Raw genomic sequence first — 23777 nt, forward strand, 5'->3', positions numbered from 1 at the left:
GAACGCGCTCGCGACGCGCGTGTTTCCGCGGCGTAACGGGGCTCAGCCCGCGAGCAGCGCCCACACGGCGGCGACGTCGACCTCGAGCCGGGCGTCGGTGCCGCGCGAGCGCCACGCGTCGCGATCGAACACGAACGCCCGCGTGACCTCGAGCACGTAAAGACGCTTCGCCGGCACGGCGAGCACGGCGGCCGGGTCGTCGTCGCCGGCGTCGCGGGGGAGGCGTGCGGCGAGGATGTCGCGGATCGCCGAGGCCTCGGCATCCACCTCCCGCGCCGCGAACTCCAGCTGCACCCCGTCGGCGTCGGCGGGCGCGGCCGACGAGTCGAACACGACCCCGGATGCCACCCCCGACGCCGCGATCGCGCGGGCGTGCCGCGACGAGACGTCCGACTCGACGTACAGGCCGCGGGGGAGGAGTCGGTACTGCGCCGCGGCCGTCCAGGGTCCGTCGGCGTCCGCGGTACCGATCACGACGAAGTGCTGCGCGCGCAGGATCGCCGCCGCGCGCCGCTCGGGAGAGGTCATGCGGCCATCGTCGGTGGTACGGGCGACGCGCGTGTTTCCGCGCCGTAACGCTTGCTGGGCGCTCGACCGGGCGAGGTCCTCGCGCCCGTACGGTGGCAGTGGCGGCGTGCCGGGCGGTTCCTTCGGGTGCTTGGTGTCCGAGACCCGCGGACCGTGTCGCGTGGCATCCGCGTGTCCTGGACACTCGAGGCCCGCATCCGCACCCGACCCCACCCACCCGAGGAGAACCGTGACCGACAGCGTGCACCCCGCGATCACCGACCCCGACGTGCGCGCGCACCTCGCGCGGCTCGCAGCCCGGGCGGGCACGATCCCCTCGGGAGCCACGGATGCCGACGGCGACGACGCTGCGCGGATCGCCGAGCTGCGCGCGAACCCGTCGTGGGTGCGGCTGCCCGACGACGCGCACGTCGAGTCGATCGACACGGATGCCGACGGCCTCGCGCTGCGGATGTACCGGCCGCGCGCCGGGCACCGCGGAACGCTCGTGTTCGCCCACGGCGGCGGATGGGTCGCCGGCGACCTCGACAACAACGACGCCCTGTGTCGCGCGCTCGCCGTGGCCACCGGCGCCCAGGTGCTGAGCGTCGACTACCGGCTCGCGCCCGAGCATCCCTTCCCGGCCGGACTCGACGACCTCGACCGCGCCCTGCGGTTCGCCGCGGACGGGGCCGGCGGGCTCGTGCCCGACCGCGAGCTGCTGGGTGTCGCCGGACACAGCGCGGGCGGGAACCTCGCGGCCGCGCTCGCCCTCCGCTCGCGCGAGGGCCGCGCTCCCGGCATCCGTGTGCAGGTGCTGCTCTGCCCCGTGCTCGACGCTCCCGACCCCGACCGCCCCAGCTACCGCGCCCACACCGAGAACCTGCCCCTCACCGCGAAGGGGATGCAGTGGTACTGGGGGCTGTATCTCGGCGGCGCGGGGGCGGCGGGCGGTGCGCACCCGGCCGCCGGGGCGGTCGACGCGGCGAGGGATGGGGCGCACCCGGCCGCCACGGCGGTGACGGATGCCACGGCCCCGGTGCCCGTCGAGGCCGCGCCGCTGCGCGCCCCCGACCTCGCCGGTTCGGCTCCGGCGGTGATCATCGCGGCGGGCGTCGACCCGCTCTCCGACGAGGCCGAGGAGTACGCCGGGCGGTTGGCGGCATCCGGAACCCCCGTCGAGTTCGTGCGCCGCGAGGGTGTGCCGCACCTGTTCCTGGTGTTCCCGTCGACGCCCGCGCGCGACGCCGTGCTCGCCGCCGTCGCGCCGGCGGTGCGCGCCGCGTTCGCCTGAGTCGCTCGAACCTCGTCCCACTTATGGTTGCCTGGGCGGCTCCCAACCGACCATAAGTGGGACATGCTCCGTCAGAAGTGGGACGAGGAAGCCCCGCAAACGCCCCGCCGCACGCTCGGAACACCGCGGAAACACGCGATTGTTACCGTCATCAACATGTCGCTTCTGGTCACGAACGCACGGCTCATCACGGTCCCCGCGGGCACCGACGACCCCGGCTACATCGAGCGCGGGTACATGCTCGTCGAGGACGGACGCATCGCCGCGATCGGCGCCGGCGACCCCGATCCGGGAGTCACCGCCGACGAGATCCTCGACGTGGACGGCAAGTTCGTCGCTCCCGGATTCGTCTCCTCGCACAGCCACCTGTTCACGAGCGGCTCCCGTGGACTCGGCGTCGATCAGACGCTCTACGGCTGGTGCACCTCGATGTTCAGCGTCCTCAACAACGCCTCTCCCGACCAGATCTACTGGGCGACGCTGCACGGTTCGCTCGACTTCCTCGCCAACGGCGTGACCACCGCGTACAACTTCACCGACCCCCTCTTGCCGTGGGAGCCCATGGTCGAGGGCAAGCGCGCCGACGGCGGCGGTGTCCTGCGCGACCACGCGTGGCACACGCGACAGGCCGACGGATGCCACGACGCGGGCCTCCGCTTCGTCGACTCCATCGCGCTCGATGCCACCGTCGGCACCGACGACGAGATCTTCGCCCGGTTCGAGGCATCCCTGGATCACGTCCTCGCGATGAATCCCGACATCGCGCTCGGCGCCTCGATCATGGGGCAGGTGCAGTGGTCGACGCGGCCGGATGCCGCCGAGATCGAGGTCGCGGTCATGGACCGCTTCGGCGTAACCAACCAGGCGCACTTCCTCGAGACGTACGAGGCGATCGAGCACCAGCAGACGAAGTTCCAGCTGTACAAGAACGCCGGCGCGCTGCGGCCGGGCATGATGTTCGGGCACTTCATCCAGACGACGCCCGAGATCATCGCGGATGCCGCCGCCGGCGGTGCCGCGATGTCGTGGCAGCCGGCATCCAACGGGCGTCTGGCGTCGGGGATCGCCCGTGTGCCCGAGATGCTCGACCTCGGCATGAAGGTCGGCATGGGCCTCGACGACCAGGCCTGCACCGACGTCGCCGACCCGTGGCAGAACATGCGGATGGGCATGTTCATGCAGCGCGCCCGCACCCACGACCCGCTGTCGATGATGCCCGAGCGCGTGCTGCGTCTGCACACCCTCGGTGGCGCCGAGATCTTGGGCGTCGACGACCGAGTCGGCAGCCTCGAGGTGGGCAAGTTCGCCGACTTCGTGGTGGTCGACCCGCGGCTCCCCGACGTCGGACCGCTTTGGAACCCCGTGCGCAGCTACGTGCTCGCGTGCGGCCTGCGCAACCTGAAGCAGGTGTACGTCGGCGGCGAGCTCGTGAACGAGAACGGCGTCTCGACGAACCCGCTCGCGGCCGAGGCATCCGAGGTGCTGCACACGCAGCTCCCCGCGCTGGCGGACGAGTTCGGCGTCATCCTGTAGCAGCGCTGCGCCATGACGGGGGTTTCTCCGACCGCGAGACCTCATCGCGGCGACTTCTCCCGCGCGGCCCGCGCACGACATTTCGGCGAAATGAAGTTCTCGCCCCGGGCAGGACCTGAGGGGACAGTCCGGCCGGAAACAGGCGCGGGAACTGATATACAGAAACAACGCGGGAAGGCTGACTCGAGAGTACGTGTCGCCGGCCACGCGCCGGAGATGGGGCTCCATGTCGAAAGTCAAACTAGGTCGCACGCGGCTGGCAGTGACCGCCATAGCAGTGGTGGTCGCGGTGGGTCTCAGCGTGCCGGCGCACGCAGAGGCACAGGCGGCCGAGCCGACGCCCATTCCGACGATTTCGGCGTCGGCTAAAGCGACGCCGACGCCGACGCCGACCACGACCCCGAGTCCCTCCGCTTCGGCGGCGCCGACACTCGCTCCAGCGACGCCGGCTGCTACGGCGCCGACTCCCGTGCCTGCGGCCTCGAACACCGCCGCACCGGTCCCGACGAATTCTCCGACGTCATCTTCCGATGTTTCTCCGTCGCCGACGCCCACCGCGTCTGCCGGCATCCCCTCGGCGCCCGTGTCGGACGGCTCAGGAGCGAGGGTCGCGGCGGCCCCCGCAAAGGGGATCATCACAGGGCACATCTCAGTGCCGTCTTCGTTGCGGAAAGAATATCCAGCCGGCTACATCGAGATCCGGGCCTACCCCGTCGAGCGTGGCGGCGCCGGATATCGCACGTCAACAACCTCGATCCCGAACATTTTCGACTATCGACTCGACCTCGCGCCGGGTGACTACAAGTTGCTGTTTCTCGCCAGAGGAGGGCTGCCGGTCGTCGATCAATGGTGGGGAGGAGGCAGCACCTACGCCGAGGGGGCGACGGTGACAGCCGTGAGTGGGAGCGGCCATGTGACGGCCGGAATCGACATCACGATGGCCGCCTCTCCCCTCGCCACAGCTGGAGGCAAAGTCACTTTGCCCGGGGAGATGTCGCTCGCCAATAATCCCACCCGGGCACAGATCATCATTCCCTCGTCGGGGAAAGTGATCCGCGAAGAGGTCGTGCAGGCTGACGGGAAGTGGACGGCGCCGTACCTGACTCCCGGGAGCTACTGGGTTCGGTTTGTCACGAACAACCCTCGAGTGTTTGCGGCGTGGTGGTCAGGTAGCGATTCCGGCTCTCGGACGGCGGTCACGCTCGCCCCTCAGGAGGTCAGGTCGGACCTGAACGTCGTCATGACGAAGTACTCTTCGATCAGAGGTCGGGTGATCATGCCGGCGGGAGTAACGCTACCGGCTGGGCAGATCAAGGTAGACGTCTTCTCCAGCACGAACTCGCGTGATGTCGTTGCCTCAGCCACCGTTCAAGCGAACACAGGTTTCTACATCGACGGCCTTCGGGCTGGAACGTATCGCGTCCGCTTTTCGTCGACGACGGTGCCGATCAAGACGCAGTGGTGGAGCACCGGCACGAGTCATGCGACCGGCGGCGACCTCACCCTTGCCGCGTCTGAACAGCGAAACTGGGTCAACGTGACCTTGGCGAAGAAGTAGAGGCAGAAGGCTGCCTGCCGGGCCACTCCGCCACCTGACTTCGAGAGTCTGAACCTGGGCGGATGCGCACGACCATCGCGGGCCTCGACGTCCACACGTCCCACGACGATCTCTCCGGACGCGACGTGCTGCTGTGGCACCACGGATCGCCGCAGACGGGAGCGATCCTCCCGCCGGTGCAGGCGGCTGCCGACGCCCGCGGACTCGCCGTCGTGTCCGTCGCGCGCCCCGCGTACGCGTTCTCGCCGCGCATTCCGGGCCGGACCGTAGCCGATGTCGCCGCGGGGCTGCGCCCTGTACTCGAGGCGCTCGGCGTGGCATCCGTCGTCTCGGTCGGGGCTTCGGGCGGCGGCCCACACGCGCTCGCGTGCGCGGCCGCGATGCCCGGGCTCGTCCGCCGTGTCGTGACGTTCGCGTCTCCCGCGCCGTTCGACGGCAGCGACGACTGGTTCGCCGGGATGCAGGCGCCGCAGGCGATCCGCGCGGCGGTGACTGGGGAGGACGCGCGCCGTCGGTTCGCCGAGACCGACGAGTTCGATCCGGATTCCTTCGTGGATGCCGACTACGCGGCGCTGCAAGGGGAGTGGGCATCGCTCGGGGCCGACGTCGGGGCGTCCGCCGCGTACGGTGACGACGGCCTCATCGACGACGACCTCGCATTCGTCCGGCCGTGGGGGTTCGCGCTGACCGACGTCGCGGCATCCGTTCTGCTCGTCCACGGAGAACGAGACCGCGTGATCCCGCCCCGACACGCGCGGCTACTCGCCGCGGGTCTGCCGAACGCGTCACTCGAGCTTCACCCCAGCGACGGGCACGTGTCGGTGCTGCGGCACCTCGCCGCGTCGCTGTAGCCTCCCCGTCGCGCTCCTCGACCTCGTGCCTCCGCACCCCGTCCAGTCCCGCATCCAGTTTCGCGACACTCCATTCCGCCGGCAACATCCGCGCAGCCTGCAAGGAGCTCGTCGGCGCGATGAAGTCTCGGCGTACCCGCGACGCAGCCCCGCCGCCCAACCCGCGTCAGCGCCGCACCACCCGCGTCAGCGCCGCACCGCTCGCAGCACCCCTTCACCCGCGGCCGCGACCACCGCGGTGCACGCCAGGGCCACGGCGATGGTGACGAGCGCGGTCGCGGGGCCCGTGGCATCCAGGGCCGATCCGGCGATCACGCCGCCGATGGGGACGCCGAGCGACATGGCCGCGGTCGGGTAGGCGAGCGTCTCGGTCACGCGTCCTTCGGGGGCGCGGGCGGATGCCACGAGGATCCCCGAGATCATCACGGGCGACAGCAGCAGTCCGAGGAGCAGGATCGCGAGGAATAGCACCGGGGTCAGCCCCTGCGTGAGGGGTAGCGCGAGCGCAGCGACCGCCGCCGCGGCGGCGAACCCGATGAAGCGGGTGATCGGCGACACCCTCCACGCCCGCGCCCCGGTGATCACCGACCCCACCGCGATCGCGAGCGCCAGCGCGCTGAACGCGGGGCCCGCGAGCCACGGACGTCCGCCGACCTCGGCCCATCCGACCAGCGTGACGTCGAACGCCCCGAACACGCCGCCCAGCGCGATGCACGCGAGAGCGACGGGCACGACCCCGGCGGGGGGAAGCACGAACCGCGCGCGGCCGGTCGCGCCGGTCGCCGTCGGTTGTGTGCCGCGCTGCGATGCCAGCCACACCCCGCCGATCACGCCGAGCGTGAGCGACCCGAGCATCGCGAGCGCCGGGTTGAGCGCGGCGGCCACCGCGGTGATGGCGGGCGGTCCGGAGATGAAGACCATCTGGTCGCCGATCGTCTCCAGCGCGAGGGCGTGAGTCCGCTGCGACTCCGGTGCGAGCACCGTCCACCGTGCACGCACGGCCGAGGTCAGGTCGGGCGTTGCCGCCCCGGTCGCGAACGCGCCCACGAGCCACGTCCAGAACGGCGCATCCGTCAGCACGAGGGCGAGCAGAGCGGATGCCGCGAGCACGAGGCATCCGAGCGAGATGAGGATGACGCGGGCCTGGCCGTGGCGGTCCATGCGCGATGACCACAGCGGAGCGGCCACCGCCATGCCGACGACGAGCGGTGCGACGACGATCCCCGCCGAGGCGAAGCTGCCGGTCGCCGACGAGACGAGCAGGATGATGCCGAGCGACAGCGTGGCCCGCGGGAAGCGGGCCAGGACCCCGGCGGCGACGAACGACCGCGCGCCGGGGAGGCGCAGCACCTGCGCGTACGCGCGGATGCCCGTGGCCTCGGCCGCGACGCTCACGCGGTGTAGTCGAATCGGCTGATCTCCTCGAGCGCCTCGACGACGAACGACACGCTGTCCTCGAACAGCTCGGCGCCGTGCGCGGCGTTCGCGCCCGTCGGGTCGCCGAGCACCCCGGTGGGGCCGAAGTCGTTCGAGAGCCAGCCGAAGGTCACGGGCTTGCCATTGAAGCCGATGTGCCGGAAGTCGCCGATGTGCGCGGGCACGGTCGCTTCGAATTTCGACGCGTCCACGAGCTCGGGCCGCAGGTGCATGATCATGCTCGTCTCGCCGTGCCCGGCGTGGATGCCGGTGCCGTGCTCGTCCGGGCCGCCGTCGGTGCCCGTGAACGAGGGCACACGCGCGGCCGGCATGAAGAACGTGCGCAGGCCGAAGCGTCGGCGCAGCTCGCGGTTCGCGACGTTGAGCAGCGCGACATTGCCGCCGTGACCGTTCAGGAACACGAGCGTACGCGCGCGCGTGGTGAGCAGGGAGCGGCCGATGTCGACGATCGTCTGCATCATGGTCTCGGGCGTGAGCCACAGCGTGCCCGGTGCCCACGAGTGCTCGTCCGACTTCGTGATCGACAGCGTCGGCAGCTGCCAGACGTCGAGGCCCTGGGCGGCGGCGCGCGCAACGGCGGCCGTGGCGGAGGCCTCGGCCACGATGGCATCCGTCGCCAGGGGCAGGTGGGGGCCGTGGTGCTCGATGGCTCCCGTCGGCAGGACGATGATCGATTTCTCGGTGAGGGCCTCTGCCGCGGCGGGACCGCTGAGCTCCGCGAGCAGGCGGCTCATCGGATCGCCCCCTTCCGTGCACCGGCGTACGCCGGGTCGAGCTTGCCGGGATTCAGCAGCCCGTTCGGGTCGGTGCTCTTGGCGAGCTCGGCGGTCTGCTCGACGTTGAAGTCGACGTTCCACTGGTGCGGGTTGTGCACGCCCACGCCGATCGCGTTGAGATCGGCGATACCGCGGTACACGTCCTCCTCACTGACGTAGGGCGCGGCGAGCATCCCGATCGGGTGGAGCTTGGTCGACTCGATGTGGAGCTTCGCGCCGGGGAACACCGCCTCGACGGCGTCCACGTCCTCCGCCAGCGGAGTGCCCGCGACCTCGAGGTGGAACACCTCGTGCGGCTGGCTCTTCTGGTACCACTCGATCGGGTGGTTGTAGCTGAGCATCGACAGGCGGATGCTGGCCTGCGGCCCCTCGCGCACGGCCTCCACGCGGCCACCCGCTCCCTCGACGATCGCCGTGACGGTGTCGATGAGCGACGCGTCGATGATGGCCCGCAGGCTCGACCGGCCCTCGGGGATCGCCTCGTCGGCGGGGAGGGCCGCCGAGATCTCGGGTCCGTCGCCCGACACCAGGCGCGGCGTGGGGTCGAGGTTGCCGATGGTCTGCAGCACCGAGAGCGTGCCGGCGAAGTCGGGGAAGCTGGCCCACAGACCGCGCCACTCGCGTAGCGGCTCGAGTCGAACGGTGGCGCGGACGATGACGCCGGCCGTGCCGTAGTTGTGCACGTACTTCTGGGCTTCGTCGCCCTCGACGTGGATGATGTCGGCGCTGCCGTCGGCGTGCACGACGTCGAGCGCGGCGACGAAGCCGCGGTCGTTGGAGCCGTGCTCGATGGAGCCGGTGCCGCCGGAGCCGCCGGAGAGGAAGCCGCCGAGCGTCGACTGCGCGGTCGAGGGGTACATCCACAGCGCCTGGCCGGCGGCCCACGCGGCCTGCTCCAGGAGCACCATGGGGGTCCCTGCCTCGGCGGTGATGAAGCCGTCCCCGACCTCGATGATGGCCTTGGCGCGGGTGGTGTCGACGACGAGGCCGCCCTGCATCGGGATGGCCTGGCCGTAGTTGCCGGTGCCCTTTCCTCGGACGGTGACGGGCACGCCGTGCCGTGCGGCCGCGGCGACCGCGATCGCGATCTGCTCGGCATCCGTGGGGAACACGACGAGGTCGGCGAGGCCGAGGGGGAGCTTGGCGGCGATGATCGGAGACATCGGCGACCCGTCGACGCTGGCGCGCTCGCGCACGCGCGGTTCGGTGCTGACGGCCGCGGGGCCGAGCAGCTCGAGAAGGTCGTCCTCGAGGGAGAGGACGCGGGTGGCGGTGTCGCTCATGGGGGTGTCTCCGGGTGACGCGGGTGGGTGATGTTCCGGTGTCCGATCCCCGAGACTTCATCGGACTGACGACGGTGGCGCAGGCTGCGCGGGGGTTGTCGGCGGGATGAAGTCTCGGCGAACCGAAACCCGGAGGGGGGAGAGGGGGCCGGCCCGGCCCGCGCGAAGCGGACCGGGCCGGATCGATCAGAACGAGATCGAGGTGTCGATGAACTCGTTCGTGTACAGGTCGGCGGGGGTGTAGCCGGACGCGGGCGGGGTGCCCAGGTCGGTGTAGACCTTGCTCGCCTTCTCGAAGAAGTCCGCGAAGCGGGCGTCGTCGAAGTTGCCGTAGGTCGAGTCGGGGCCGTCGCCGACGAGGCCGAGGTCGACCTGCGTCTTGACCGAGTAGTCCGCCACGCCCTGCGTGTAGGTCCAACCGGTGTTGTACTCCTCGACGAGCTTGAGGATCAGGTCGTTCGCGGCCTTCGGGTCCTCGTAGTACGCGACGCCGGCCTTCTGCAGGACGGGGACGAGCTTCGTGAGGCAGGGCGAGAGCTCGTCGAAGTCCGCGGCCTTCACGGACATCGAGGACTGGTAGGTCTGCCATCCGGAGTCGTGGATCAGGGCGAACTTCACCGGCTTGCCCCAGGCCGAGACCTCGTTCTGGTAGACGTACGGCTCAGCCGAGGCGAAGCCCTGCTGCATGTCCTTGCCGCCGGCGGCGACGAAGTTCGACGGGGTGCCGTCGTACGAGCCGTCGAGGATGTCGGCGCTGGCGAGCCCGGCGCTCTTGAGGTACTCGATGTACGCCGAGCCGTCGAAGAAGCGCCAGACGCCCTTGTTCGCCTCGAGCGCGGGCTTGACGTCCTCGATCGTCTTCACGTCGGGGTAGGTCTCGGGGTCCCACATGACCATGGTCGGGCTGATGTCCAGCGGCGCCATGACGGCCTTGGTGGGCGTGGTGCTCGAGAGCTGGATCGCCTCGTCGGTGCTGACGTAGCCGAGGGTGATCGCGTCGTCCTGGTACATCTGGGCCGACACGGTCTGGAAGCCGATGGCGGGGCCGCCGGCGCGGATCTCGAGGTTCACTCCGGTGTACTCGCCGTCCGACATCAGCGGGCCGATGACGGCCTTGGTGTTGGCGTCGACCGTGTAGTCGTCCTTGATCATCTCGTAGAGGTGGCCGTGCTCGGCCTCCGGGTTCCAGTCGGTCTGGACGACGATGGTCGCGGGGCAGTCGGCCGACAGGTCGACCGAGCCGATCGTCATGTCGCTGCTGCTCGGTGCCGCCTGATCCGCGGCGCTGCCGGCGCACGAGGTGAGCGTGAGGGCGATCGCGAACGCGCCGGTGACGGCGGTACCGCGGACGAGGGTGCTGCGCTTCATGCTGTTTCGCTTTCTGTGACGGGTGGAACTCTCGGGTACGGAGGTGGTGCAGGAGGGGTCGGATGCCACGCCCGCGGGCACGCCCGAGGGCGCGGTGCCGTGGCATCCGGGGTCTGTGCGGTGCGGGTGATGCCCGCGTGATCAGCGCGCTGCTTCGTACCAGCGGCCGACGGCGACCTTCGACAGCCAGCCGAAGAAGGCGAAGATGACCACGCCGAGAAGGCACGCCGCGAGGATCGAGGCGAACAGCTCGGCGCTCTGCAGGCGCGACTGGTAGTTGGAGATGAGCGAGCCGATGCCCGGTTCGCCGCGGCGGAAGAAGTAGTCGCCGACGATCGCGCCGATGACCGAGAGGCCTGCCGAGGTGCGCATGCCGACGAAGATCGACGGGAGTGCGGCGGGGAGGGTGAGCTTGGTGAGCACCGTCCACTTGTTCGCCTTCTGGAGGCGGAACAGCTCCCGCTGCGACTTGTCCACCGACTGCAGGCCGAACAGGGTGTTCGAGACCATCGGGAACAGGGCGATCAGGATGCAGACGATGACGCGGGCGGTGAACTCGTACCCGAACCAGAAGCCGACCAGCGGCACGAGCGCGAGGATCGGGATGCACTGCAGGATCACCGCGTAGGCGTAGGTGCTGCGCTCGACCCAGCGGGCCAGCGACATCGCGATGGCCCAGCCGATGCCGAGGATCATGGCGACCGCGAGACCGGTCAGGGCGACACCCGTGGTGCGGAACAGCGCCACCCAGATGTCGACGCTGACCTGCGGGTTGAAGAAGCCCTTCGTGAACATCTCGTGCGGCATCGGCAGGAGGAAGCCCTTGCCGGTGGCGGTGAGGAGGCCCGCGATGAGGTACCAGACGCCCACGAGCACGGCGAGGACGCCGAGCGGCGGGCCCGCCATGATCAGCGCGCGGGCGACCGGGCCGCGACCGCGCGGCGGAGCCTTGGGGCCCGCGTCGCCCGACGGGGCCGGGGTGGATGCCGTGGGCTCGGACGCCTCGGAGACGACCGGCTCTGCAGAGGTGGTGCTCATGAGTGTCCTTCCCGGAGGGCGTGGGAGACCTCGCCGACGAGCTTGGCGAACTCGCCCGTGTAGCGGATCTCGGGGTCGCGCGGCATGTCGAAGGGGACTTCGAACGTGTCGACGAGGTGGCCGGGGCGACCGGACATCACGACGACCTTGGTGGAGAGGTAGACCGCTTCGGAGACCGAGTGGGTGATGAAGAGTCCGCCGAACTTCTGCTCGACGAAGATCTTGAGGAGCTCGTCGTTCAGGCGTTCGCGGGTGATCTCGTCGAGGGCGCCGAACGGCTCGTCGAACAGGAACAGTTCGGGGTCGAGCGTGAGCGAACGGGCGAGCGAAGCGCGCATCTTCATGCCGCCCGACATCTGCTTGGGCAGGTGCTTCTCGAAGCCGTTGAGGCCGACGAGATCGATGGCCCATTTGGCCTTCGGGGTGCGCACCCGCTTGGGCTGCCAGTTGAGCTCGGCGAGGAGTTCGACATTCGACTGCACGTCCCGCCAGGGCAGGAGCGTCGCGTCCTGGAAGACGTAGCCGATGCGGTCGGTGTTGACCGTCGCGTCTCCTTCGCTGGCGGACTCGAGCCCGGACGCGATGCGCAGCAGGGTCGACTTGCCGCAGCCGGACGGGCCGACGACGCTGACGAACTCGCCGCGCTGGACGACGAGGTCGACCCCCGAGAGGGCGGTGGTGCCGTTGGGGAACGTCATGGCGACGTTCCGGAAGTCCAGCAGCGGCGCGGCGGGGTCCGCGAGCGTGGCTGCCGGTGTGGGGGAGGCGAGGGTCACGAAACGCTCACTTTCCGGTCGGGACGAGGGTCGGAAGCGCCGGTGCGGGTGCGTCGGCGAGGGGTGTGTGGGAAGGGAGCGCCGTCTGCGTCGACACCGTCGTGCGGCTGACGACGCGCCCGCGGTACAGGACGACGCGGTCGGCGGAGGCGAAGGCGACCGCGTCGCCGAGCGAGTCGGCGCGGACGGCGACCAGGTCGGCGCGGGCACCGGGGACCGGACCCGCGAACGGGAGGCCCATGACGTCGCGCGCACCGGTGGTGACGGCATCCACCGCGTCTTCGGGGGCGAGGTGCCCCGCGGCGACGAGGAGGGACGCGGTCTCGAGGTGGTCGCAACGGCCCACGGGGTTGAACGGGTCGCGGACGTTGTCGGCTCCCGCCGCGACGCGCACGCCGGCGGCCTTGAGTCGGCCGATCGGCGCGATTCCGCGGGGCACCGCGTGGTCGGCATCCCAGCCCTGGAGGTAGAGGTTGGTGATGGGCAGGGCGATGATGCCGATGTCGGCGGCGCGCACCTCGTCGGCCAAGGCTGCGAGGTCTTCCGTCGGCATCATGCTCAGCCGGACGCAGTGGCCCGCCGCACGCGTGCGGTGCCAGCCGGTGACGGCCCGCGCGTACGCGGCGAGCGTGTCCGCCCCGGCGAGGCTCTCGTCGGTGTGCAGGTCGAGGCCGACGTCGCGGCGCCGAGCGATCGCGATGAGGCGGTCGAGGTCGGCGAGCGGGTCGTCCGCGAGGTGCGGCGCGCCGCCGACGAGGTCGATGCCCGCATCGAGGGCGGCGTCGAACACCGCGTCGGGCACGGTCGGGCCGCCGAGGGCGACGAGCTCGATGTCCATCAGGCCGCGGAGCTCTTCGCGCAGCCGCACGAGGGCGCGGGCGCCGATCAGGGCGTCGTCGCCGCGGAGCAGGTCGACGTGAGTGCGTACGGCGGTGATTCCGGATGCCAGCATGCGCAGGGCCGTGGAGCGAGCCCGGTCGAGCGTCTCGTCCTCGTCGAGCGTCAGGGCGAACGCCTGCCAGCTCTCGATCGCCCGGACGAGATCGCCGAACGGGGGCTGGATGGCATCCCACGACTGCGACTTGTCGAGGTGCGCGTGCGGCTCCGCGCCCGCGGCCGTGACCACGTAACCGGTCAGGTCGAGGATCTCGCCCGCGGTCTCGGGAAGCGGGGTCCCCGCGGGAACCACCGCGACGACCGTGTCGCCGTCGATCGCGATGTCCACGAGCGCGCCGGAGGCCAGGCGCGCGTTGCGGATCTCGCTGATCGAAAGGGGTGGAGCGGCGGACACGAGGACCTCCGGAGAATGAGGGAAGGGATGCCGCGGCGTCGAGGCGGGAGCCGTCGGGAGCGGCGGTCCAGTGTTGGTGTGACCAACATCTGGGTTGTTTCCGATGCTAGGAACCGGTCGTTTCCGCCGTATTTCCCGCTCGTGACCCTCGTGACAAACCTGCCGCGGCAGGGCGTGCCGCGGCACGCCGCCCCACGGGGAAGGAGAGATGCCGGGGCTCAGCTCGCGGCGTCGAACAGGTCGCGCGCTTCGCGGTAGATCGCCTCGATGCGATCGACGTGCTGATGGAAGTCGAGTTCGACCGCGCTCGCCGCAGCGCCGGAGGTGACCGTCTCCCGGAGGACGGGGTCGTTCGCGATGCGACGCAGAGCCTCGGCCAGCGTTGAGGGCGTGGCATCCGTCGACACGACCCCGTTGCGACCGTCGGTGACCAGTTCCCCGGCAGCCGGGGGAGTCGCGACGACGGGGCGACCGAGCAGGAGGCTCTCCGCGATGACGAGGCCGAAGGTCTCGGGCCACAACGAGGGGAAGACGAGGGCGGTCGACGAGCGGATCAAGGCGCTCTTGGCCTCGGCGTCGACCCAGCCGACGTACCGCACCCGGTCACCCACCGCCGCCTGGACGGTCGCGCGCTCGGGCCCGTCGCCCGCGATGACCAGGTCGGCATCGAGCTGCGCCTCGTTCCACGCGCGCAGCAGGAGGTCGACGCCCTTCGACTCCTGCAGCCTGCCGAGGAACACGAACAGGGGGCGCGGCGGCATCTCGATCTCGTCGGCGGACAGGGGAGGCGTCGGCCAGCCGTGCGGCACGACGCGACCGATCGCCCCGCCGGCGCCGAAGCCGAGCTCCGCGTGACGGAGCCGGGTGCGCTCGCTGGGGAAGACGATCACGGTCGCCTTGCGAGCGGAACGGGCGACGATGCGCGCCCGCAGGCGCTGGGCGACCTCGAGTCGCGGGGGCAGGACGCCATCGCGAAGAGTGGTGGATGCCGTGTCGACGAGGCAGAAGTCGTGGGCGGTGTGCACGACGGGTGCGCGGTGGGCGCGGAGCACGCTGGCGCCCACGCCCTGGAAACGGTGGATGTGAATGACGTCGCGGCCGTCCTGCACGTGACGGTAGGCCCGGGGACGTCTGACGGCATGAACGAGGTCGAGGCCGTGGAAGACCACGCGGGCGAGGGGGGAGGAGCCTCGTCGGTCGGGTGCGTACGGGCGCCAGGTCGGGCGAATCGTGACGCGGATGCCGGCGGCGGCCGCCCGGGCGATACTCTCGCCGTCCGCGACGGCCGTCACGATCTCCACATCGTGGCCGCGTTCCCACTGCTCCGCGGCGAGGGCGAAGAGGTAAGCCTCCGCCCCGCCCCAGGGGAGGGCGAACGTGCTGTGGAGATGGGTGATCTTCATGACGATCTGCCCTCCTCCCGCCCGGCCCGGATCGCTGCCGCACACACAGTACGTGCGGCCTCGAGCCCGCGAAGCGTCTTCGTCCCCGTACGCGTGCGAGCGGGCCCGGTGTTCATGCGCTCCCTCGTGATTCCGCTGCGATCACCTCACCCGGTGCCGACGGATCCGGGCGTCGACGGGGCGCTGTCGGGGCCTCGGCATGCTGATTCCCTGTGCCGGCCGCGCGGTACGCAGGGGAGGGTGCATGCGGATCGTGAGTCTGTCGCCGAGCGTGCCGTATGACGGCATCCCCCACGCGGGTGGCCAGTACCTGCTCCGCCACCTCCGGGTGCTACGGGAACTGGGGCACGCTGTGACGGTCGTGTCGTTCGATGGGCCGGAGAATCGGGCCGCGGCCGAATCGCTCGATGAGGGCATCGCCGTCGTCCTCGTGCCCGTCGATCGGCCGCGATCGGCTCGAGCGCGTCGATTCGTCGAGGTCGTCGAGCGTCAGGAGCGACGGCTCTTCCCGGTCCGCCCGGTCGCACGGCGTCGCCGCGCGCTCCGTCTCAGCGCGGCGGCGCAGACGGCACTGTCCGCCGCGGACATCGTCGAGTACCAGTGGAGCGAGAGCGGGTGGTTCGGCCTCCGCCGCCGCCCGGTGGGTGGGGCGCGCCACATCGTGGTCGCTCACGACGTCGTGTCGCAGAGCTATGAACGCTTCCTCGCCGCGGCCGGCGCGGTGTGGAGTCCTCGGGGACTCCTCGCCCGGTGGCGTCGGGCCAGCGTGGGCCGTGACGAGCGGTCTGTCTATCGCCACGCCGACGCCGTCGTCTCGTTCAGTGCGAAGGATGCCGCGTTCGTCCGCCGGATCGCCGGGTCGGCGGCGCGGGCGATCGTCGTCCGTCCACCGCTGGCCGACGGCGTCGAGGTGTCGATGCGCGAGGGGGATCCGGCTCCCACCGTGTTGTTCGTGGGCGCGTTCGACCGGTCGGTCAATTCCGAGGCGGCGCTCTGGGCCATGGCCGACATCGCCCCGCGGGTGCTCGCGGTGCAGCCCGACGCGCGCTTCGTCTTCGCCGGGGCGCGTCCGACCGCCGAGATGCGTCGAGTGGCCGCCGCGCGTCCGGAGTCGTTCGTCGTCACGGGTCGTCTGGACTCGCTCGACACGGCGTACGCCGCCGCCGACGTGGTGCTCGTGCCCCTGCGGGCCGGTGCCGGCGTGAAGTTCAAGACGGTCGAGGCGATGCTGCGCGGCATCCCGGTGGTCGCGACGGGTGTCGGCGTCGAGGGGATCGTCGACGACCGCATCCGCGCCTTCGCGGTCGCCGACGATGCCCGCGGGCTCGCCTCGGGCATCGTTCGGGCCCTCGCCGATCCGGACGCCGCGCGCCGCGAGGCCCTGCGATACCGCGACGCCGTCGCGGACGAGTTCTCCGGGAGCGCCTTCCGACGTTCCCTGGCCGCCATCTATCGAGGAGGCACACCGTGACCGGATCCCGCCCGACCGTCGCCGGCGCGACGGTCACCTACGGTGCGCGGCACGCGTCGTGCCTCGCGGTCGTCGCCCGCATGGTGGAGGAGGGTGTGGACACGGTGCTCATCGTCGACAACGGCTCCGTCCCCGCAGCCGCGGCCGCTCTGGACGCCGCCGCGGCGCAGAGCGGGGGACGGATCACGGTGAAGCGGATGCCGCGGAACGAGGGGTCGGCCCCGGCTTTCGCCGCCGCGATCGCCGGCGCGTGCGACGCGGACACGGAGTACGTGTGGCTCCTCGACGACGACAATCTGGCGCAACCGGGAGCGCTCGACCGGTTGCTCGCCGCCGACCGCGCTCTGCGAGACGAGGGGGTCGCTCTGACCGCCGCGGCACCGCTCCGCGCGCCGGAGGCCGACGCGCGGACCATCGCCCACGTCGTCGCGACCGAGACCGCGCGCGAGAGCCCGCGCGAGGCGATCTCGTTCGCCGGCGTCGAGGCGGGTCTGTACGCCCGCCGCCTTCTCGAGCGCCTCGGCGTGCGTCGCCCGCGCGCCCGGTCCCGGGGGACCGACCTCGCTTACGCACCCTACGGTGGGCTGCTGGCCCGAGCCGAGGTCCTGCGAGCCCTCGGCCTGCCGCGCGCCGATTTCGTGCTGTACGGCGACGACCTCGAGTACACCTCCCGGATCGTCGCGCGCGGGGGTCGCATCGGCCACGTCCGCGATGCCGTCGTCGTCGACCCCCGCGGGGAACGATGGATGCCGCCGGGCTTCGAGGTGCGGGCGATGTTCCTGTCGACGAGCCCGGCGTTGCTGTACTACTTCCTCCGCAACCGTCTGCATCGCGAACTGGGGACGGGGCGACGGTGGAGCATTCCGCGTGCGGGGAACGCGGCGCTGTTCTTCGCGCTCTGTGCCGGGTGTGCCATCGTGACGCGCCGATGGTCGAAGCTGCCGATCATCCGTCGGGCGGTCGGCGACGCTGTGGCCGGCCGTCTCGGGCGTCAGGTGGAGATCTGACCGCAGACGGGTGAGCTGCTGGGTGAGCCGCCTAAAGCTCGATCGTGATGCGCGGGCACGCCGCCCGCGAGACGCACAGCATCATCGTGCGGTTCGCCTCCTGCTCCTCCGGTGACAGCACTGAGTCGCGGTGCTCGACGTCCCCGTCGATCACGGGCACTTCGCACGTTCCGCACGTGCCGACGCGGCAGCTCGACGGGACCACGGCGCCGTACTCCTCGACGACCTCGAGGATCGACTTCTCCGGCGGCACGGTCACCGTCAGCCCCGACATCATGAGGTCGACCTCGAAAGGCTCCGACCACACCGGCGGCCCTAGGACCTTCGCCTCGAACCGCTCGACGTGGAGGCTGCCGCGCGGCCACCCCGACATCGTGGCATCCAGGGCCTCCAGGAGGCGCGCGGGGCCGCACGCGTAGACGACCGCCCGCGAGACGGGAGTGCCGAGGCGTGCGTCGAGGTCGAGACGTCGGCCCTCGTCCGCGGCGAACACCTCCACACGGTCGCCGTAGCGCTCGACGAGCTCGTCGACGAACGCCATCGTGCTCCGCGAGCGGCCGGTGTAGAGCAGCGTCCACGCGGCCCCCGCGGTCTCGGCGGCCTCGATCATCGGAACGATCGGGGTGATGCCGATGCCCCCGGCGACGAAGACGTACGAGCGCCCCGCGGTCGGAGCGAAGAGGAAGTGGTTCGCGGGGCCGCGCACGCGCAGCGCGGTGCCCGGGTGGGCGTTTTCGTGCAGCCACACCGATCCTTCGCGCTCGCGGAGCACGCCGATGCGCCACGTGCCCCGTTCGCTCGGCGAGCCGCACAGCGAGTACTGGCGCTCCACCCCACCGGGGAGCACGACGTCGATGTGCGCGCCCGGCGACCAGTGCGGCAGTACTCCACCCGGCCGCTCGAGGTCGAGCACGACGACGCCGTCCGCCGCCTCCCGGCGCTCGCGGACGGTCACCTCGAACGTCAGACCGCCGCTCATGCTTCTCCTTCGCCGGGGTCGGGGGCGCCGTGCACCAGTTCCTTCACGATCAGCAGGCGGTAGGGCGCACCGCCGGGCGAGTGCCACCGGTGCGGTGTGCCGGACCGACAGTAGACCGAGTCGCCGACGGACAGGGTCGTCTCGCCGAACGGCCCGAGCGAGATCACGATCGAGCCCTCCAGCACGGTGAGGAACTCGTCCTCCTCGTGCACGTAGTGGTCGCCGGGTTCGGGGTTCGCGCCGGTGAACTCCATCGGCTCGAAGCGACGCGGACCCTCGGCGAGCATCCGGGCGCTGCCTTCGGCATAGGGTCCGACGAGCCCCTCGTCGGCGCGCACGAACGTGGGGTGCGCGCTTTCGTCGGGACGCGGCGGTTCGGAGGCGGCGATGAGCTCGACGCGGCTCGTGCCCAGGGCGCGCGCCAGCCTCTCCAGGCTCGCCATGCTCGGGCGGGCCAGACCGCGCTCGAGTTGGCTCAGGAACGGATGCGAGAGCGCCGCCGCCTCGGCCAGCTGGGTCAGCGTCAACCCGCGCGCTTTGCGCAGACCGCGCAGGTGCGCCCCGAGACGTTCGTCGCCGGTGGAGCCGGTGGCGGGATCATCGGCGGGGATCGCGGGAGCCATGGTGGTCATCGTCCCACCCTCTCGAACAGTCGCGCGGTGATCTCGGCTTCGTCGGCGGTTGTGAGCCGTCCATCCTCCACGACGAGGCGCCCGGCGGCGACGACCGCGCGCGGACGGCGGCCGGGAGATGCCCACAGCAATCCCGCCACGCGATCGGCGACGCCGGCATCCGCGACGCCCGAGACGTCCCACAGGCAGAGGTCGGCGGCCGACCCCGGCGTGAGCCTCCCCAGCTCGGGGCGCCCGAGGCCGTCGGCCGATCCCGCGGTCGCCATCGACAGGACCGTGGATGCCGCGAGCTGGGGGCCCACGAGGGCGGAGACCTGCATCGCGAGACGGGCGTCCGCGAGGAGGTGTCCGGCGTCGTTGCTGCCGCCGCCGCTCGTGCCGAGCCCCACCGGGATGCCGGCATCCCGAAGCTTCGCCACCGGAGCGACGCCCCATCCCATCGGTACGTCGCATCCCGGCGCGTGGGTCGCGGTCACACCGGCGGCGGCGAGCCGGGCGATCTCTTCGTCGGTGACGCCGCACAGGTGGGCGAGGGTCACGTCGGGCGCGAGCCAGCCCCAGTCCTCGAGCAGGTCGATCGGACGCCGGCCGTAGGTCGAGAGCGCGATCTCGACGTCCACGACCTCGTTCGCCTGCGTGCGGCGACGGAGCCCCCGGCGCTCAGCGACCTCGCCGAGCAGCGCGAACGTCTCGCGGGAGTCGCTGTGGACTCCGGCGGGGCCGACAGCCACTTGCAGCATCCCGTCCGCGCTCACACCGGCCGGGCGCCCGTCCACGAGCGCGGCGGCGATCGCCTCGGCCGACAGTGCGGCTTCCTCCGGGTCGTCCCGCGCGGCACCGCGCACGAACGCCAGCCGCGCACCGACCTGGGCGGCGGCATCCGCGGCGGCGCGGGCAATCCCGACCGTGTCGGCCCCCGACGGCCACGTGAGGTGATGGTCGGCGACCGTCGTGACTCCGCTGAGCAGCGCCTCCGCGAGCCCCGCGCTCGCCGCGATCCCGGTCAGCTCGGGGTCGACACCCGCCGCGGCGTACGCGCTCGCCATCGCGGGCAGCCATTCGCGCATCGGGATGCCGCGGGTTCCGGGCAGAGTCCGGAACGCCGTCTGCAGGAGGTGGTGGTGGGCGTTGACGAGACCGGGAGTCACGACGCAGCCGCTCGCATCCACGACCGTCGCGCCCGCGGGCGCCGGGGTGTCCATGATGATCCCGTCGACGCTCACGACATCGCCCGCGCGGACCCGGCCCTCGGCTTCGACGACCGCGACCGCGTCGCGGATGACGAGCGCCGTCATCGCGCCATCACCGGCGTCGGGACCGCGCAGCCGGGCGCGGCGCCGGCGTGCAGGGGGCCGTCCGTCGAGCTCAGGGGCAGGGCGCTCGCGCGGCGGCGTGCCGCGACGATCTCGGCGATGACCGACAGTGCCGTTTCTTCGGGCGTCTCCGCGCCGAGATCGAGGCCCAGGGGGGAACGCAGCCGCCCGAGCTCGGCATCCGTCACTCCCGCCTGCGTGAGCAGCGCGGCCCGCCGCGCGACGGTCGCCCGCGATCCCATGGCGCCGACGAAGCCCACGGGAAGTCGCAGTGCCGTGCGGATGGCCGGGATGTCGAGGCGTTCGTCGTGCGTCAGGACGCATACCGCGGTGCGCTCGTCCGGCGATTCCAGCGAAGCGAGGTAGTCGTGCGGCGCGGCGACGACCAGTTCGGATGCCTCGGGGAATCGGTCGCGCGTCACCATCAGCGCCCAGGCGTCGCACACCGTCACGGCGAAACCCGCTGCCGCCCCCACGCGGCACAGGGCCGCCGCGTGCTCACCCGCGCCGAGGACGACGAGCCGGGGGCGCGACGGTCGGTGCAGCTCCAGCACCGTCTCGTCCGTCAGGTCGAGATCGATCGCGCTCTCGCGGCCGGCCGCGGCCGCCACGAGGGCATCGCGCACCCGGGTGTCGTCGCCGTCGATCGGGTAGGCCACCACCTCGATCGCCCCGCCGCACGCGAGTCCCGCGGTGACGATCGCGTCGTCCGGGCCGGTGAAACCGAAGCTCCCGCGACGGACCTCGCCCGAGCGGAGCGCGTCCAGTCCGAGCATCACGGCGTCGCCTTCGACGCAGCCGCCCGAGAGCGAGCCGATGACGCGCGCGTCGGACGTCACCGCGAGGGTCGCGCCCACGCCGCGCGGAGCGCTCCGCACGACACGAGTCACCGTGACGGCCGCGACGGGTACCCCGCGTTCGATCAGGGGCAGCAGATCGGCGGCCAGTTCGAGCATGCTGGCGACCGTATCCCCGCCGTGTTTCACGCACGCTACGCTGTCGTGACCATGCCCTCCGCGACCGGTTCCGCCCCCGTCGGAGAGACGCCCGCCGGCCTCGTTCTCGCCGCCGGCGCCGGTCGTCGGTTCGGGGGCCCCAAGGCTCTCGCCCGCGATTCCCTCGGTGTCCCGTGGGTCGAGAAGGCCGTCCGTGCGCTCCGCGCGGGCGGGTGCGACCCCGTCCTCGTCGTCCTGGGTGCCGCGGCCGACGCGGCGGGGCACCTCGTCCCCGCGGGGACGACCATCGTGCGCGCGGAGGGGTGGAGCGAGGGCGTGTCAGCGTCTCTGCGCGCGGGCCTGGAGGCCGTGGCATCCACGTCCGCTCCCGCGGTCGTCGTGATTCCCGTCGACACCCCGGATCTCCCCGTCGCGGCCGTCACGCGGTTGGCCTCGCGCACGAGCGACGATGCGCTGGCGTTCGCCGCCTACGACGGCGCTCCCGGGCATCCGGTCGTGATCGGCCGGGACCACTGGATCGCGGTGGCCGCTACGGTACGCGGCGATGTCGGCGCGCGTCCGTACCTTCGGGCGCACGGCGCCGAGGCCGTCGAGTGCGCCGACCTGTGGTCGGGAGCCGACCGCGACGTCCGCTGATCAGCCGAGGCCGCTGGCCGCGGCCCGGAGCTCGTCGAGCACGCGGAGGACATGCGGGGCGAGCCCCTGCTCATCACCGCGGGGGTCGTCGGACCAGCGCTGATAACCCTGCTTGAAGGCCAGCACCCCCATCTCGCTGGCGAGGTGCGCCGTCGCCGCGGGCACGCCGCGCTCGCTCAGCGCTGCCGACATCGCGGCGGCCATTCCGACGCTCTTGAGCGCGTCCCGTTCCTGGAGCTCGACACTGGCGGCGACGGCCGCTTTCAATCGAGGTCCGAGTGCACGGTTCTGCGGGCCCATCTCGCTCGACGCGCGCGCGAGCCCGGCGGCGACCGCTTCCAGTGGGCTGGCGTTCGAGGGTGCCTCGGCGATCCCCTCGGACAGGAGGCGACTGAGCGTCTCCTGTCCCGCCACGAGGAGTTCCCGCTTGTCAGGGAAATGACGGAAGAACGTGCTCTTGGTCACGCCGGCGCGCTCGGCGATCTCGGTCACCGTCGTGGCGTCGTACCCCTGCTCCGTGAACAGGTCGACGGCCGCGACGACGAGTCGCTCGCGCGCTCCCGGTTCCCATCGAGCCATACCGGAATCCTATCCGATGGGACAATTGTCCCGTCGGGGCGTATGGTGATGGGATAAAAGTCCCATCACTGAAAGGTTTCGCCATGATCGTTTTCGTCACCGGTGGCACCGGCACGATCGGCACGGCCGTCGTCGCCGAACTGCTTACCCATGGCCACTCCGTCCTCGGACTGGCGCGGTCGGATGACTCGGCGTCCGCACTCCTCGCCGCGGGTGCGGACGTCCTCCGCGGCTCGCTCACCGACCTCGACGTCCTGCGCGAGGGCGCGTCACGAGCGGACGGGGTCATCAGTCTCGCCTTCAGCCGCGATTACGGCAGTGCGGAGGCGCTGGATCGAGGTCTCGTCGAGGAGCGGGAGGCGATGGCGACCCTCGGAGGCGCGCTGATCGGGACCGGGAAGCCGATCGTCACGGTGTCCGGCACGCCGTGGGTGCCGGGGCGCGCGGCGACCGAGTCCGACCCGCTCCCGCTCGAAGGTCCCGTGGCCAGCCGCGCACTCGCCGTCACGGCTCTGCTCGACCTGTCCGCGCGCGGGGTGCGGGCTTCCGCGGTCCGCATGCCGCGAACGGTGCACGAGCACGGTGAGGGAGGATTCGCCGGGCTCCTCGCCGCGGCGGCGCGACGGACCGGCGTCGCCGGCTACCCCGGTGACGGGCAGCAGCGCTGGCCCGCGGTACACGCCCGCGACGCCGCCGCTCTGTTCCGTCTGGCCCTAGAGTCGGCGCCCGGGGGAAGCGCGTGGCACGCCGTTGCGGATGAGGGGGACCGCGTGGTCGACATCGCGACGGTCATCGGCCGACGCCTCCAGCTTCCGGTGCGATCGGTCCCCGAGGAGACCTTCGGCCCCTTCGGTTCGATCTTCGCGATGGACCAGCCCGCGTCGAGTGCCCTCACCCGGCAGGTGTTGGGGTGGGAGCCTCGGCATCCGTCGCTCCTTGCCGATCTGGAGGAACTGCAGCCCTAGCGGTTGCGGCCGAGGTGCGTGACGGAGTGGGGCTCGAGCCCCACTCCGTTATCTGTTCGTTGCACTCGGCCCGCGTCGAAGCTCTGGACAAATCCCGGCACCCGGGGATATGTTCACGGAGCCG

Annotated in this window: 22 protein-coding genes; 8 read left to right on the forward strand and 14 right to left on the reverse strand. The window is 71.6% G+C overall.

What is annotated here, in order from left to right:
• Window positions 1-42: 42 nt before the first annotated feature.
• A complete protein-coding gene (locus ABC271_RS01990; protein WP_412923245.1) occupies window positions 43-528 on the reverse strand; it encodes a pyridoxamine 5'-phosphate oxidase family protein in 486 nt (161 codons plus the stop codon).
• Between the two features lie 229 nt (window positions 529-757).
• On the opposite strand from ABC271_RS01990, the gene ABC271_RS01995 reads away from it, so the two are divergent.
• From ABC271_RS01995 to ABC271_RS02010, 4 genes are all read left to right on the forward strand, one after another.
• Complete coding sequence (locus ABC271_RS01995; protein ID WP_412923246.1) at window positions 758-1801, forward strand: alpha/beta hydrolase; 1044 nt, start codon at window positions 758-760, stop codon at window positions 1799-1801.
• A gap of 156 nt (window positions 1802-1957) precedes the next feature.
• A complete protein-coding gene (locus ABC271_RS02000) occupies window positions 1958-3334 on the forward strand; it encodes an amidohydrolase family protein (protein WP_412923247.1) in 1377 nt (458 codons plus the stop codon).
• 226 nt (window positions 3335-3560) lie between these two features.
• On the forward strand, window positions 3561-4892 hold the full coding sequence (locus ABC271_RS02005; protein ID WP_412923248.1) for a carboxypeptidase-like regulatory domain-containing protein: 1332 nt from the start codon (window positions 3561-3563) through the stop codon (window positions 4890-4892).
• A gap of 62 nt (window positions 4893-4954) precedes the next feature.
• Window positions 4955-5743 (forward strand): alpha/beta fold hydrolase, encoded by a 789-nt coding sequence (locus ABC271_RS02010; protein WP_412923249.1) that lies wholly within the window; start codon window positions 4955-4957, stop codon window positions 5741-5743.
• A gap of 186 nt (window positions 5744-5929) precedes the next feature.
• Here the strand turns inward: ABC271_RS02010 and ABC271_RS02015 are convergent, their stop codons facing one another.
• The 8 genes from ABC271_RS02015 to ABC271_RS02050 form a co-directional block, all read right to left on the reverse strand.
• Window positions 5930-7138, reverse strand: a complete 1209-nt coding sequence (locus tag ABC271_RS02015) for an MFS transporter (RefSeq protein WP_412923250.1) — start codon at window positions 7136-7138, stop codon at window positions 5930-5932.
• The gene (locus tag ABC271_RS02020; protein ID WP_412923251.1) at window positions 7135-7914 is read right to left on the reverse strand and encodes a creatininase family protein; all 780 of its coding nucleotides are present in this window, start codon (window positions 7912-7914) and stop codon (window positions 7135-7137) included. Before ABC271_RS02020 ends, ABC271_RS02015 begins: the two co-directional genes overlap by 4 nt.
• Window positions 7911-9239 (reverse strand): FAD-binding oxidoreductase, encoded by a 1329-nt coding sequence (locus ABC271_RS02025; protein WP_412923252.1) that lies wholly within the window; start codon window positions 9237-9239, stop codon window positions 7911-7913. The genes ABC271_RS02020 and ABC271_RS02025 overlap by 4 nt, the downstream gene beginning before the upstream one ends.
• A 186-nt stretch (window positions 9240-9425) precedes the next feature.
• The gene (locus ABC271_RS02030; protein ID WP_412923253.1) at window positions 9426-10607 is read right to left on the reverse strand and encodes an ABC transporter substrate-binding protein; all 1182 of its coding nucleotides are present in this window, start codon (window positions 10605-10607) and stop codon (window positions 9426-9428) included.
• Between the two features lie 141 nt (window positions 10608-10748).
• On the reverse strand, window positions 10749-11645 hold the full coding sequence (locus ABC271_RS02035) for an ABC transporter permease (RefSeq protein ID WP_412923254.1): 897 nt from the start codon (window positions 11643-11645) through the stop codon (window positions 10749-10751).
• Window positions 11642-12421, reverse strand: a complete 780-nt coding sequence (locus ABC271_RS02040; RefSeq protein ID WP_412923255.1) for an ABC transporter ATP-binding protein — start codon at window positions 12419-12421, stop codon at window positions 11642-11644. Before ABC271_RS02040 ends, ABC271_RS02035 begins: the two co-directional genes overlap by 4 nt.
• A gap of 7 nt (window positions 12422-12428) precedes the next feature.
• On the reverse strand, window positions 12429-13712 hold the full coding sequence (locus tag ABC271_RS02045) for an amidohydrolase family protein (RefSeq protein WP_412923256.1): 1284 nt from the start codon (window positions 13710-13712) through the stop codon (window positions 12429-12431).
• Between the two features lie 218 nt (window positions 13713-13930).
• Window positions 13931-15115, reverse strand: coding sequence for a glycosyltransferase family 4 protein (locus tag ABC271_RS02050; RefSeq protein WP_412923257.1), 1185 nt, complete (start codon window positions 15113-15115; stop codon window positions 13931-13933).
• A 244-nt stretch (window positions 15116-15359) separates the two neighbouring features.
• Here ABC271_RS02050 and ABC271_RS02055 point away from each other — a divergent pair, with 244 nt between their 5' ends.
• Window positions 15360-16586 (forward strand): glycosyltransferase family 4 protein, encoded by a 1227-nt coding sequence (locus ABC271_RS02055; protein WP_412923258.1) that lies wholly within the window; start codon window positions 15360-15362, stop codon window positions 16584-16586.
• Window positions 16583-17593, forward strand: a complete 1011-nt coding sequence (locus tag ABC271_RS02060; RefSeq protein WP_412923259.1) for a glycosyltransferase — start codon at window positions 16583-16585, stop codon at window positions 17591-17593. Before ABC271_RS02055 ends, ABC271_RS02060 begins: the two co-directional genes overlap by 4 nt.
• A gap of 31 nt (window positions 17594-17624) precedes the next feature.
• Here the strand turns inward: ABC271_RS02060 and ABC271_RS02065 are convergent, their stop codons facing one another.
• From ABC271_RS02065 to ABC271_RS02080, 4 genes are read right to left on the reverse strand one after another with little or no spacing between them, the layout of a single operon-like run.
• Window positions 17625-18572, reverse strand: a complete 948-nt coding sequence (locus ABC271_RS02065) for a PDR/VanB family oxidoreductase (protein ID WP_412923260.1) — start codon at window positions 18570-18572, stop codon at window positions 17625-17627.
• Entirely contained in the window at window positions 18569-19204 is a 636-nt protein-coding gene (locus ABC271_RS02070; protein ID WP_412923261.1) for a helix-turn-helix domain-containing protein, read from the reverse strand. The genes ABC271_RS02065 and ABC271_RS02070 overlap by 4 nt, the downstream gene beginning before the upstream one ends.
• Complete coding sequence (locus tag ABC271_RS02075) at window positions 19201-20499, reverse strand: amidohydrolase family protein (protein WP_412923262.1); 1299 nt, start codon at window positions 20497-20499, stop codon at window positions 19201-19203. The genes ABC271_RS02070 and ABC271_RS02075 overlap by 4 nt, the downstream gene beginning before the upstream one ends.
• A complete protein-coding gene (locus ABC271_RS02080; protein ID WP_412923263.1) occupies window positions 20496-21473 on the reverse strand; it encodes an XdhC family protein in 978 nt (325 codons plus the stop codon). The genes ABC271_RS02075 and ABC271_RS02080 overlap by 4 nt, the downstream gene beginning before the upstream one ends.
• A 51-nt stretch (window positions 21474-21524) precedes the next feature.
• Here ABC271_RS02080 and ABC271_RS02085 point away from each other — a divergent pair, with 51 nt between their 5' ends.
• Window positions 21525-22109 (forward strand): nucleotidyltransferase family protein, encoded by a 585-nt coding sequence (locus ABC271_RS02085; protein WP_412926090.1) that lies wholly within the window; start codon window positions 21525-21527, stop codon window positions 22107-22109.
• Here the strand turns inward: ABC271_RS02085 and ABC271_RS02090 are convergent, their stop codons facing one another.
• Window positions 22110-22688, reverse strand: coding sequence for a TetR/AcrR family transcriptional regulator (locus ABC271_RS02090; RefSeq protein WP_412923264.1), 579 nt, complete (start codon window positions 22686-22688; stop codon window positions 22110-22112).
• Window positions 22689-22771: 83 nt separating this feature from the next.
• Between ABC271_RS02090 and ABC271_RS02095 the strand changes: the two genes are divergently transcribed.
• Complete coding sequence (locus ABC271_RS02095) at window positions 22772-23653, forward strand: NAD-dependent epimerase/dehydratase family protein (protein ID WP_412923265.1); 882 nt, start codon at window positions 22772-22774, stop codon at window positions 23651-23653.
• Window positions 23654-23777 lie beyond the last annotated feature (124 nt).

Origin of the sequence: Microbacterium canaveralium, assembly GCF_047238045.1 — a bacterium.
GTDB lineage: Bacteria > Actinomycetota > Actinomycetes > Actinomycetales > Microbacteriaceae > Microbacterium.

Coding starts and splice junctions, on each gene's coding strand:
- ABC271_RS01990 (WP_412923245.1), bottom strand. CDS start 528: ATGACCTCTCCCGAGCGGCGCGCGGCGGCGATCCTGCGCGCGCAGCAC.
- ABC271_RS02000 (WP_412923247.1), top strand. CDS start 1,958: ATGTCGCTTCTGGTCACGAACGCACGGCTCATCACGGTCCCCGCGGGC.
- ABC271_RS02005 (WP_412923248.1), top strand. CDS start 3,561: ATGTCGAAAGTCAAACTAGGTCGCACGCGGCTGGCAGTGACCGCCATA.
- ABC271_RS02010 (WP_412923249.1), top strand. CDS start 4,955: ATGCGCACGACCATCGCGGGCCTCGACGTCCACACGTCCCACGACGAT.
- ABC271_RS02020 (WP_412923251.1), bottom strand. CDS start 7,914: ATGAGCCGCCTGCTCGCGGAGCTCAGCGGTCCCGCCGCGGCAGAGGCC.
- ABC271_RS02025 (WP_412923252.1), bottom strand. CDS start 9,239: ATGAGCGACACCGCCACCCGCGTCCTCTCCCTCGAGGACGACCTTCTC.
- ABC271_RS02030 (WP_412923253.1), bottom strand. CDS start 10,607: ATGAAGCGCAGCACCCTCGTCCGCGGTACCGCCGTCACCGGCGCGTTC.
- ABC271_RS02035 (WP_412923254.1), bottom strand. CDS start 11,645: ATGAGCACCACCTCTGCAGAGCCGGTCGTCTCCGAGGCGTCCGAGCCC.
- ABC271_RS02050 (WP_412923257.1), bottom strand. CDS start 15,115: ATGAAGATCACCCATCTCCACAGCACGTTCGCCCTCCCCTGGGGCGGG.
- ABC271_RS02055 (WP_412923258.1), top strand. CDS start 15,360: ATGCGGATCGTGAGTCTGTCGCCGAGCGTGCCGTATGACGGCATCCCC.
- ABC271_RS02065 (WP_412923260.1), bottom strand. CDS start 18,572: ATGAGCGGCGGTCTGACGTTCGAGGTGACCGTCCGCGAGCGCCGGGAG.
- ABC271_RS02070 (WP_412923261.1), bottom strand. CDS start 19,204: ATGACCACCATGGCTCCCGCGATCCCCGCCGATGATCCCGCCACCGGC.
- ABC271_RS02075 (WP_412923262.1), bottom strand. CDS start 20,499: ATGACGGCGCTCGTCATCCGCGACGCGGTCGCGGTCGTCGAAGCCGAG.
- ABC271_RS02080 (WP_412923263.1), bottom strand. CDS start 21,473: ATGCTCGAACTGGCCGCCGATCTGCTGCCCCTGATCGAACGCGGGGTA.
- ABC271_RS02085 (WP_412926090.1), top strand. CDS start 21,525: ATGCCCTCCGCGACCGGTTCCGCCCCCGTCGGAGAGACGCCCGCCGGC.
- ABC271_RS02090 (WP_412923264.1), bottom strand. CDS start 22,688: ATGGCTCGATGGGAACCGGGAGCGCGCGAGCGACTCGTCGTCGCGGCC.
- ABC271_RS02095 (WP_412923265.1), top strand. CDS start 22,772: ATGATCGTTTTCGTCACCGGTGGCACCGGCACGATCGGCACGGCCGTC.